The organism is Variovorax sp. GW821-FHT09B05 (assembly GCF_059418265.1).
In genome coordinates, this window is record NZ_JBWKPN010000031.1 from 26,767 (window position 1) to 36,727 (window position 9,961).

Here is a 9,961-nt window from a genome sequence, read left to right on the forward strand (position 1 = left end):
GCGCGCGATCTTCCCGCGACGAGGAAGGCGCGCGCCGCCGCACCGATTTCCCTGAAGAAAACCACCCCGGAGACAAACCGATGAAGCGCTTCCTGCCCCTGATCGCCCCCGTGCTCGCCGCCTTCGCGCTGGCCGGCGCCAGCCTCGCGTCGGCCCAGAGCGGGCCCTATCCGAACCAGCCGATCAAGTGGCTGGTGCCCTATGCCGCGGGCGGCGGCACCGACAACATCGCGCGCCAGCTCGCCGACGCGATGCAGCCCTCGCTGGGCCAGCCGGTGGTGATCGACAACCGCCCCGGTGCCTCGACCAACATCGCGGTCGGCCTGCTGATGCAGTCGAAGCCCGACGGCTACACGATCATGCAGGCCGAGAACGCGGCGCTGCTGTTCAACGAGCACATGTTCGCCAAGCTGCCCTACAAGCCCGCGAGCGACTTCACCTACATCGGCGCCATCGGCCGCATTCCGCTGGCGCTGGTGGTGCGGCCCGACTTCCAGGCCAAGACCCTCAAGGACTTCGTCGCCTACGTGAAGGCCAACGGCGACAAGACCAACTACGCCTCGCCCGGCATCGGCACGCCGCACCACATGGCGATGGAGCTGTTCAAGCAGAAGGCCGGCCTGTCGATCACGCACGTGGCCTACAAGGGCGGCGCGCCGGCGCTGCAGGACATCATGGGCGGCCAGGTGCCGATGATGATGCTCGACCTCACGGCCGCGCTGCCCTACCTCAAGACCGGCAAGCTGCGCGCGCTGGCGATCGCGCTGCCGCAGCGCGCCAAGGGCCTGCCCGAGGTGCCGACCTTCGCCGAGCTCGGCTATCCGGAGGTCAACGCCTTCGCTTTCCATGGCCTGATCGGCCCGGCCGGCATGCCGCCCGAGGTGGTGAACCGGCTCAACGCCGAGTTGCACAAGGCGCTGCAGACGCCGCGCATCCAGCAGGTGTTCAGCGAGTTCGGCTTCGAGGCGCTGCCCGGTACGCCGAAGGAGTTCCAGGAGATGGCGCGTTCTCAGAGCGCGTACTGGGGCCAGGTCATCAAGACCTCGGGCGTGCAGCTCGACTGAGCACCCTTTTCATCCGACCGCTTCCGCTTTCACTCATGTCCAACGAACCATCCCCCGCTTCGACCGCGCGCGAGCGCGTCGGCTTCATCGGCCTCGGCGTCATGGGCGCGCCCATGGCCGGCCACCTCGCGCGCGCCGGCCACGCGGTCTCGGCCTACGACCTCGCGCCCGGCGCGGCGCAGCGGCTCGCCGAATCGCAGCCCGGCATCACGGCGCGCGCCAGCCTGCGCGAGGTGGCGGCGCACAGCGACGTCATCGTGACCATGCTGCCCAACGGCCGCGTGGTGCGCGAGGTGGTGTTCGCCGACGACGGCCTGCTCGCGGGCTGGGCGCGCGGCGGCCTGCTGCTCGACACCTCCTCGGCCGAACCGTGGATCACGCGCGAGACCGCGGCGCGGCTGGCCGAAGGCGGCATCGCGATGGTCGACGCGCCGGTTTCTGGCGCGGCCTGGGGCGCGCAGGCGGCCGAGCTGGTGTTCATGGTCGGCGGCGCGCCGGACGACGTGGCGCGCGCGCGCCCGCTGCTCGACGCGATGGGCCGCGCGGTGTTCCACGTGGGCGCGCTCGGCGCCGGCCACACCATGAAGTGCCTCAACAACCTGATCACCGCCGTCACGCTCACGGCCACGGCCGAGGGGCTGGCGATCGGCACCCGCGCCGGGCTCGATCCGGCCGTGATGACCGACGTGCTCAACGAGGCCACGGGCGGCTCGTGGATCACGCGCACGCACATCCACCAGCGCGTGATCAGCCGCAGCTTCGACGATCCGTTCAAGCTCGAGCTGATGCTCAAGGACATGGGCATCGCGGTCGACCTGGCGCGCGAGCTCGGCATGCCGGCGCCGATCAGCGAGGAGGGCCGCCGGCTGTGGCAGCGGGCCGATGCGGCGCGCGGACCCGGCGTGAGCGTGAGCGAGCTGGTGCGCTGGGTCGAGACCGAGGCCGGCACCGAGATCCGCTCGGCTACCAGCCCCAGATGAGGTGCAGCGGCAGGTACACCGCCATGCCGGCCAGCATGGTGCCGAGCACGCCGCGGCGCCAGTAGTAGTAGGCCGCGCCGACCACGGTCGCGTAGATGCGCGCGTCGTGCAGCGAGGTGATCAGGTGGCCCTGCGTCATCACGATCTCGGGCGCGATCACGCCGGCCAGCGCGGCGGCCGGCGCGTAGTGCAGCGCGCGGTGCGCCCACTCGGGCAGGCCCCAGGGCCGGTCGAGGATGAAGAAGAAACAGCGCGTGAGCACGGTGACGCCGGCCAGGCCGACGATCACGGCGAGCGTCCAGAAGTCGGTCTCGCCCTTCACTTGTCGTCCTCCGCCTCGGGGTCGAGGCCGAACTGCTTCTCGAGCCAGAAGCACAGCAGCACGGCCACGCCGATGGCGACCACGATGTTGAGCTTGAGCGGCAGCGCATAGGCCGCCACCGCCGTGGCGCCCGCGATCAGCGCCGCGAGGATGCGCAGCCGCGTCGTGGCCATCGAGCAGACGATCGCCACCAGGCTCAGCACGCCCGCGAAGCCCAGGCCCCAGCTCTGCGGGATCAGGTTGGCCAGCGCGATGCCCAGGAGGCTCATGCCCATCCAGGCGCACCAGGTCACGGCGTAGTTGCCCGTGAGGTAGGCCTCCTGCGCGAGCCGTTCCTCGTCGGTGACCGGCGGCGCCGGGTACTGCTTCGTGAACAGCGCATAGCTCATGTCGGCCGTGAGGTAGCCGTGCAGCATGCGGCGCCAGCGCGGCATGTGCATCAGGTAGGGCCGCAGGTGCAGGCTGAAGACCACGAAACGCAGGTTGACGCAGAAGCCGGTCGCCAAGATCACCCAGGCCGGCGCGCCCGCGAACAGCAGCGGAATGGCCGCGAGCTGCGAGCTGCCCGCGTAGACCAGCAGGGTCATCGCCACGGCCTCGAGCACGCTCATGTTCGACTTGACCATGGCCACGCCGGTCATCAGGCCCCAGGCGCCGATGCCCAGCGCCACGGGGGTCATGTCGCGCACGCCCACGCGGAACTGCGGGCGGCGCCGGATGGCGGCCGACAGGAACATCAGGCGCTCACCCGAACACCTGGCCGGTCTTCAGGTCGAAGCCGCGCAGGAAATCGGCGACGCCCAGGCGCTTGCCGCCCGGCCGCTGGAGCTCGGTGACGGTCACGACCGCATCGGCGGCCGCCACCGCGATGCCGTCGCCGGTCACCGCGAGGATGGTGCCGGGCGCGTCCGACACCGTGCCGGCCACGGCATGCGCGGCCCAGAGCTTGATGGTCTCGTTCTCGAGCGGGCTGTTGGCGCCGGGGAAGGGATCGAAGGCGCGGATGCGGCGCACGATCTCGGCGGCGGGCCGCTGCCAGTCGATCAGCGCTTCCTGCTTCTCGACCTTGTTGGCGTAGGTCACGCCCTCGGCCGGCTGCGGCGTGCGCACCAGCCGGCCCTCGGCGGCGCCGGCCAGCGCCTCGACGATCATGCGGCCGCCGAGCGCGGCCAGCCGGTCGTGCAGGCGGGCGGTGTTGTCCTCGCCGATCTCGAGCGCCTCGACCGACAGCATGTCGCCGGTGTCGAGGCCGGCGTCCATCTGCATGATCGTGATGCCGGTGCGCGCGTCGCCGGCCTCGATGGCGCGGTGGATCGGCGCGGCGCCGCGCCAGCGCGGCAACAGGCTGGCGTGGATGTTGAGGCAGCCCAGGCGCGGCAGGTCGAGCACCCACTGCGGCAGGATCAGGCCGTAGGCCGCGACCACCATCACGTCGGCACCGGCCGCCAGCAGGGCCTCGCGCGCGGCGGCGGCCTCGTCGGGGTACTTGCCGTCCAGCCGCAGGCTGCGCGGCTGCGCCACGGGCCAGCCCTTGGCCAGCGCGCACTGCTTGACCGGCGAGGCCTGCAGCTTCATGCCGCGGCCGGCCGGGCGGTCGGGCTGGGTCAGCACCAGCGCCACGTCGTGGCCGGCGGCCGCGATGGCCTCCAGCGCGACGCGCGCGAACTCGGGCGTGCCCGCGAAAACGACGCGCAACGGGCTCACCGGCGCAGCCGATCGAAGTCGAGGTCGTCGCCCGTGTGGTAGCGCCGCACCACGCCGGCGGGGTCGATGTAGATGTGGAGCAGGCGGCGCTCGTTCACCGACTTGTAGCGCCAGGTCCAGACATTGCCGTCGAAGGAGGTCACGCGGCGGATCTCATAGGGGCGGCCGTAGAAGGCCATGACGTCGTTCTGGCGCCACTTGTCGACCTGGATGTCGTGGTCGAAGCGGCGCTCGTCGAGCACCTGGGTCACCGAGACCACCTTGCCGGCGGCATCGAGGTCGATGTCGGTGACCTCGAAGCCGGCCGGCGTGCGCGAGTACTGCAGCCGCTCGCCGCCGCCATTCAGCGGATAGCGGCCCGTGGGCTCGCCCAGGCGCTGCAGGGTTTCGGCGGCCGAGGTGCCGGGGACGATGCGGGTGGGTTCGCTGGCGCAACCGACGAGCACCAGCAGGACGGCGGCGCAAAGAAGGGGCAGGCGGGTCAAGGCACCAACGGCCATCGGTCAGGCCCTGCCTTCGCGCACGTCCTCGCGCTGCTGCTTGAGCAGCTTGTTCTTGATGCGGTTGCGCTTGAGCGGCGACAGGTATTCGACGAAGACCTTGCCCAGCAGGTGATCGAGCTCGTGCTGGATGCACACGGCCAGCAGGCCGTCGGCCTCGATGCTGCGCAGCTCGCCGTCGAGGTCGAGCGCCTGCACCTTGACCGCGGTCGAACGCTCGACGCCGTCGTAGATGCCGGGCACCGAGAGGCAGCCTTCCTCGTTGATGACCTTCTCGTCGCTGGCCCAGGTGATCTCGGGGTTGATCAGCACCAGCGGCTGGTCGCGCTCCTCGGAGACGTCGATGACCACGATCCGTTCGTGCACGTTGACCTGGGTCGCGGCCAGACCGATGCCATTGGCGTCGTACATGGTCTCGAGCATGTCGGCGACCAGGGTCTTGATGCGCGCGTCCACGCCCTGCACGGGCTTGGCCACCGTGTGCAGGCGCTTGTCCGGGTAACTCAGAATGATTCGTTTGGCCATGAAATCGGGGGGAAGTTGTGGCTATTTTCGCCAATTCGGCGGCCGCGGGCCGCGCGTTTGCCGGATAAACGTTGCCCTTCCGGGGGCTTGGCGCCAGAATTCGTAGCAAATTGTGAGATTCGTATGCGCCACGATACGTCGTGCGCTCACCCATCCAGACATGAAAAAGCTCCCAACCCCGGCCCGCCGCACGAACCTCTCCGCCTCCCTGGCAGTCCTCGCGGTCGTTGCGGCAGGTGGCGTCGGCACCACGGCGGCCTGGGCGCAGAATTATCCGATCACCGCCCAGCAACGCGCCACGGCCCAGCAGACCGCCCAGGCCGGCGTGCCGCTGAGCGAGCTGGCACCCAACGCGCCCGACGAGTACACGGTCAAGCCCGGCGACACCCTCTGGGCCATCTCGCGCCTGTACCTGCTGCGGCCCTGGCGCTGGCCCGAGCTCTGGGGCATGAACATCAACGAGATCGCGAACCCGCACCGCATCTACCCGGGCCAGGTGCTCTACCTCGACAAGAGCGGCGGCCGCGCCCGCCTCACCACGCGCCGCGGCGCCGGCGGCGAGGGCGGCACCATCAAGCTGACGCCGCGCACCCGTTTCGACTCGCTGTCCGGCATGGCGCTGCCCACGCTCAACCCGAGCCTGATCGAGCCCTTCCTCAGCGAGCCGATCGTGGTCGACGAGAACACGCTGCAGGCCGCGCCGCGCATCGTGGCTGGCAACGACAGCCGCGTGCTGCTGTCGCGCGGCGACCGCGCCTATGCGCGCGGCGAGAAGGATTCGCCGCTGGTCGAGGTGCCGGGCCCGCTGCAGCACTACCGCGTGTTCCGCAACGCCACGCCGCTGAAGGACCCCGGCACCGGCGAGATCCTCGGCTACGAAGCCCAGTACCTGGGCAAGGTCCGGCTGCAGCGCGGCGAATCGACCACGGTCGAGACCAAGGACGACAAGGACTACATCACGGTCGTGCCCGCCACCGTCGACGTGATCGCGGCGCGCGAGGAAATCCGCGCCGGCGACCGCCTGCTGCCCGAGCCGCCGCGCCAGCTGCTGAGCTACGCGCCGCGCGCGCCCTCCACGCAGGTCGAGGGCCGCATCGTGTCGGTCTACGGCAACGCGGTGCAGTTCGCGGCGCAGAACCAGGTGGTGGCCATCAACAAGGGCACGCGCGACGGCATCGACAGCGGCCACGTGCTGGCGATCCTCAAGAACGGCGAGACCATCCTCGACCGCACCGGCGAGAAGAAGGAAACCATCAAGCTGCCGAACGAACGCATCGGCCTGCTGATGGTGTTCCGCCCCTTCGAGAAGGTCTCGTACGCGCTGGTGCTCGAAATCAACGACACCCCGCGCGCCGGCGACTTCATCGTCAACCCCTGACCCACCCGGTTCCCGCGTGGACCGCGCAGAACTCGCGGGCTGGCTGCGGCTGTCGATGACGCCGGGCATCGGCGACGGCGCCGCCCGTCGCCTGCTGGCCGCGTTCGGCCTGCCCGCAGACATATTCGCCCAGACCGAGGCCGCGCTGCAGCAGGTCGTGAGCGAGGCCCAGGCCGCGGCGCTGCGACAGATGCCGCCCAACCTGCAGGCGCTGATCGACCAGACCCAGCTATGGCTGCGCCAGCGCGAGGACGGCGAGGGCGCGGTGATGCGCCGCATCGTCACGCTCGGCGATGCCGGCTATCCGCGCTCGCTGCTCGAGACCGCCGACCCGCCGCTGATGCTGCACGTGCTGGGCGCCGAAGCCTTCGACCTGACCCAGCTCGACCACAGCCTCGCCGTGGTCGGCAGCCGCAACCCGACGCCGCAGGGCGCCTCGAATGCACGCGCCTTCGGGCGCGCGCTCGGCGAGGCCGGCCTGCCCGTGATCTCGGGCCTGGCGCTCGGCGTGGACGGCGCCGCGCACCAGGGCGCGCTCGATGCGGCCGATGCCGCGGGCGCCGGGCCGCGGCTCGCCACGGTGGCGGTGGTCGGCACCGGGCTCGACCGCGTCTATCCGGCGCGGCACCGCGAGCTCGCGCAGCGCATCACGCAGCAAGGCCTGATCGTGAGCGAGTTCCTGCTCGGCACGCCACCGCTCACGCAGAACTTTCCGAAGCGCAACCGGCTGATCGCGGGACTCGCGCGCGGCACGCTGGTGGTCGAGGCGGCGCTCGCCTCGGGCTCGCTGATCACGGCGCGGCTCACCTCCGAGCAGGGCAAGGACGTGTTCGCGATCCCCGGTTCGATCCACTCGCCGCAGTCGCGCGGCTGCCATGCGCTGATCCGCCAGGGCGCGAAGCTGGTCGAGTCGGTGGCCGACATCCTCGAGGAATTGCAGCCGCTCGCGCAGCAGCCATCGCCGGACGCCTTCAGGCCGTGGACCGGCGGCACGGACCACGGAGATCCGTTGCTCGAGGCGCTGGGTTTCGATCCGGTGAGTCTCGATGCACTCGGTGCGCGCACCGGCTGGGGCGCCGCGGCGCTGCAGGCCCGCATGCTCGAGCTCGAACTCGAGGGCCAGGTCGCGCGCCTGCCGGGCGGGCTGTTCCAGCGCATGGGCGCGGCCTGAGCGCACGAACGCGCACCACCCGCCACCGTCGCGCACGGCCTCGCGAGCGGCCATCGGTATTTACGCCGATCCTTGCATTTGCACCACGCGTCGCGCCGCATCCATCGTCGTGGGCTATATTGGGCCCATGTTCGAAGTGCTCGTGTTTGTCTACGAAAACTACTGGCGCAGCGATGCCTGCCCTGAACCCGAACAATTGAGCCGCAAGCTCAGCGCCCACGGCTTCGAGGCCGAGGAGATACGCGATGCCTTGCAATGGCTCGATGGCCTGAGTCTCGCCACGCAAGGCGTGCAGCTCACGCGCAACGACGAGGAGGGCCGCAGCGTCACGGTCGCGTTGCGCAGCAGTGCCGAGGCCACGCGGCCGCAGTCGCCCGATTCGATGCGCGTGTATTCGCAGGCCGAGCAGGAGCACCTGGGCGCCGAATGCCTGGGCTTCATCCAGTTCCTCGAAGGCTCGAACGTGCTGCCCTGCGACATGCGCGAGATCGTCGTCGAACGCGCGATGGCCGCGCCCGGCGCGCCGGTGGCGCTCGACGAGCTCAAGATCATCGTGCTGATGGTGCACTGGAGCACCGGCATCGAGCCCGATGCGCTGGTGCTCGACGAGCTCTGCGAGAACCACGAAGGCCGGCTCGCGCACTGAGCCTTTCGGCGCCTCAGTTCAACAAGCGCTCGGGATTCGCGTCGAGCTTCGCGAGCGCCTCGCGCGTGGCGCGCACCGTCAGCGTCTCTTCCTCGGCCGGCACCAGCAGGCCCGCCTGCAGGTAGGACGCGAGCCGCCCGGCCTGGATCAGGAAGCTGCGCCCGTCGGCCGAGGCGAACAGGTGCAGCTGCTTGCGGTCGCTGCGCCAGACGAACTGGACCTGGCTCACGCGGTCGTTGTGGTCGAGCATGAACCAGGTGCCCACCTGCAGCTCGTTGGCCCAGGCCAGCATGTCCTCGGTCGCGCGCGCTCCCGCCGTGTCGGCCACGACCTCGATGGTGCTGGCGTCCACGCCCAGCAGCAGCTCGATGTTGGTGGCGTCGAGCGGCAGGTCGGCATCGCCGCCGCTGTCGCTCACGAAGTCCTCGAGGTGCGCCAGCCGCTCGGCCATGGCCTCGATCTTGGCCTGCGGGATGGCCTCGGTCTTGAGCATGAAGGCATCGGAGAGCGTCGCGCCGATGGTCTTGATGTAGGCCTCCTGCGGCTCGCCGACGATGCCCAGCAGCGCCATGCCCTGGCGCAGGCGCTGCAGCAGCTGCGGCAGGTCCTGGATCACGCGCGCGCGGTCGGTGCGGCTGGGCTTGGCGCTCGCGGCCCACACCAGTTCCGAAGCCGCGCGCTTGAGCGTCACGGTCTGCTCGTCCTGGCCGCCGTAGCGCAGCGCGGCGATCGCCAGCACCTCGGCCCAGACCTTGAACAGGAACTCGCGGATCTCGTCGCGCACCGGCATGTCGTTGAGCATCTTGCGCAGCTCGATGGTGTACTGGATCGCCATCGTCTCCTTCTGCTCGACCTGCTGCGCCACGCTCATCACGCGCTGCGCGGTGTCGCTCTGCGTGAGGTAGCGGTTGAGGAAGGCGACGAATTCGTCGAACACCAGCTTGAAGACGCGCTGCCCGGTCTCGGGGTACTGCTCGATCACCTGCACCACGCGCTTGATCTCGTTCTCGAGCGCGCTGCCCGAGATCGCGGCCGCGTCGAAGCCCATCACGCACGAACCCATGCGGTCGATCAGCATGCGCGCGGGATGCTGCAGCGTGCCGAAGAACTCGGGCTCGGCGATGGCCACGCGCAGCACCGGCATCTGCAGCCGCGCGAACCACACGCGCGCCGAGAACGGAATGCGCTCCTCGGCCAGGATGGCCTGGAACATCAGCGCGACGATCTCGACCGTGGCCTTGTCGGCGGTGGTCGGCGCGCGCTTCTTGAGTTCGGTGCTGCGGCGGCGCAGGTCGACCGCGCTCTGCTGGATCATCGTGGCCTGCTCGCCCGCGGCTTCCAGGTACTGGGTGGCGGCCGCGCGGTAGGCGGCCTCGGCGTCGGCGATGGCGCCCGCGAAGGTGCGCGAGAAAGGCCGCGGTGCGCCGAAGTCGACGCCGCCGGCGCTGCCGCGGCCGTCGACGCCGATCGACGAGGCCGGCTGCGTGCTGTTGCCGGTGTCGCCGCCGATGCGGCCGGTGACGAAGCGCTTGAGATTCAGCAGCGCGGTCTGGGCGCGCTGGCGCGCCGTGGCCAGCGGCGAACCGCCGGCGGGCGCAGCGCCGCCGCCGCGCTGGAACGTGCCGGGCACGGACGCCGTCGACCCCGCCGCGCCGGCTGGCGCCGCATGGC

At 70.5% G+C, this 9,961-nt stretch carries 11 protein-coding genes; 5 read left to right on the forward strand and 6 right to left on the reverse strand.

Going from position 1 to position 9,961, the window contains the following annotated elements; all coding sequences use genetic code 11:
• The first annotated feature begins 80 nt into the window (after positions 1–80).
• A complete protein-coding gene (locus AC07RM_RS40410; protein WP_093351292.1) occupies positions 81–1,064 on the forward strand; it encodes a Bug family tripartite tricarboxylate transporter substrate binding protein in 984 nt (327 codons plus the stop codon).
• A 35-nt stretch (positions 1,065–1,099) separates the two neighbouring features.
• Positions 1,100–2,044 carry an NAD(P)-dependent oxidoreductase gene (locus tag AC07RM_RS40415; protein ID WP_495338063.1) on the forward strand — a complete coding sequence of 315 codons (945 nt, stop codon included), beginning with the start codon at positions 1,100–1,102 and terminating at the stop codon, positions 2,042–2,044.
• Here the strand turns inward: AC07RM_RS40415 and AC07RM_RS40420 are convergent.
• From AC07RM_RS40420 to def, 5 genes are read right to left on the reverse strand one after another with little or no spacing between them, the layout of a single operon-like run.
• Positions 2,028–2,366, reverse strand: a complete 339-nt coding sequence (locus AC07RM_RS40420; RefSeq protein WP_093351297.1) for an AzlD domain-containing protein — start codon at positions 2,364–2,366, stop codon at positions 2,028–2,030. The two genes, AC07RM_RS40415 and AC07RM_RS40420, sit on opposite strands and share 17 nt — an antisense overlap.
• Positions 2,363–3,103: an AzlC family ABC transporter permease gene (locus AC07RM_RS40425; protein WP_093351299.1), complete on the reverse strand. Its 741-nt coding sequence runs from the start codon at positions 3,101–3,103 to the stop codon at positions 2,363–2,365. The genes AC07RM_RS40420 and AC07RM_RS40425 overlap by 4 nt, the downstream gene beginning before the upstream one ends.
• A 7-nt stretch (positions 3,104–3,110) precedes the next feature.
• Complete coding sequence (fmt, locus tag AC07RM_RS40430) at positions 3,111–4,070, reverse strand: methionyl-tRNA formyltransferase (protein ID WP_495338064.1); 960 nt, start codon at positions 4,068–4,070, stop codon at positions 3,111–3,113.
• On the reverse strand, positions 4,067–4,555 hold the full coding sequence (locus tag AC07RM_RS40435) for a hypothetical protein (RefSeq protein WP_495338065.1): 489 nt from the start codon (positions 4,553–4,555) through the stop codon (positions 4,067–4,069). Before AC07RM_RS40435 ends, fmt begins: the two co-directional genes overlap by 4 nt.
• A gap of 18 nt (positions 4,556–4,573) precedes the next feature.
• Complete coding sequence (def, locus tag AC07RM_RS40440; protein WP_093351307.1) at positions 4,574–5,095, reverse strand: peptide deformylase; 522 nt, start codon at positions 5,093–5,095, stop codon at positions 4,574–4,576.
• A 160-nt stretch (positions 5,096–5,255) separates the two neighbouring features.
• Here def and AC07RM_RS40445 point away from each other — a divergent pair, with 160 nt between their 5' ends.
• From AC07RM_RS40445 to AC07RM_RS40455, 3 genes are all read left to right on the forward strand, one after another.
• Entirely contained in the window at positions 5,256–6,473 is a 1,218-nt protein-coding gene (locus AC07RM_RS40445; RefSeq protein WP_208512582.1) for a LysM peptidoglycan-binding domain-containing protein, read from the forward strand.
• 16 nt (positions 6,474–6,489) lie between these two features.
• On the forward strand, positions 6,490–7,644 hold the full coding sequence (gene dprA, locus AC07RM_RS40450; RefSeq protein WP_495338066.1) for a DNA-processing protein DprA: 1,155 nt from the start codon (positions 6,490–6,492) through the stop codon (positions 7,642–7,644).
• A 127-nt stretch (positions 7,645–7,771) separates the two neighbouring features.
• Positions 7,772–8,290 (forward strand): Smg family protein, encoded by a 519-nt coding sequence (locus AC07RM_RS40455; RefSeq protein WP_093351314.1) that lies wholly within the window; start codon positions 7,772–7,774, stop codon positions 8,288–8,290.
• A 13-nt stretch (positions 8,291–8,303) separates the two neighbouring features.
• On the opposite strand, the gene AC07RM_RS40460 is transcribed toward AC07RM_RS40455, so the two are convergent.
• On the reverse strand, positions 8,304–9,961 hold a 1,658-nt coding region (locus AC07RM_RS40460), incomplete at its 5' end, for a DUF1631 domain-containing protein (protein WP_495338067.1).

What these genes read in the sequence shown, in the direction of transcription:
- AC07RM_RS40425 (WP_093351299.1), bottom strand. Translation starts at nt 3,103, where the DNA reads ATGTTCCTGTCGGCCGCCATCCGGCGCCGCCCGCAGTTCCGCGTGGGC.
- AC07RM_RS40445 (WP_208512582.1), top strand. Translation starts at nt 5,256, where the DNA reads ATGAAAAAGCTCCCAACCCCGGCCCGCCGCACGAACCTCTCCGCCTCC.
- AC07RM_RS40415 (WP_495338063.1), top strand. Translation starts at nt 1,100, where the DNA reads ATGTCCAACGAACCATCCCCCGCTTCGACCGCGCGCGAGCGCGTCGGC.
- AC07RM_RS40455 (WP_093351314.1), top strand. Translation starts at nt 7,772, where the DNA reads ATGTTCGAAGTGCTCGTGTTTGTCTACGAAAACTACTGGCGCAGCGAT.
- AC07RM_RS40410 (WP_093351292.1), top strand. Translation starts at nt 81, where the DNA reads ATGAAGCGCTTCCTGCCCCTGATCGCCCCCGTGCTCGCCGCCTTCGCG.
- def (WP_093351307.1), bottom strand. Translation starts at nt 5,095, where the DNA reads ATGGCCAAACGAATCATTCTGAGTTACCCGGACAAGCGCCTGCACACG.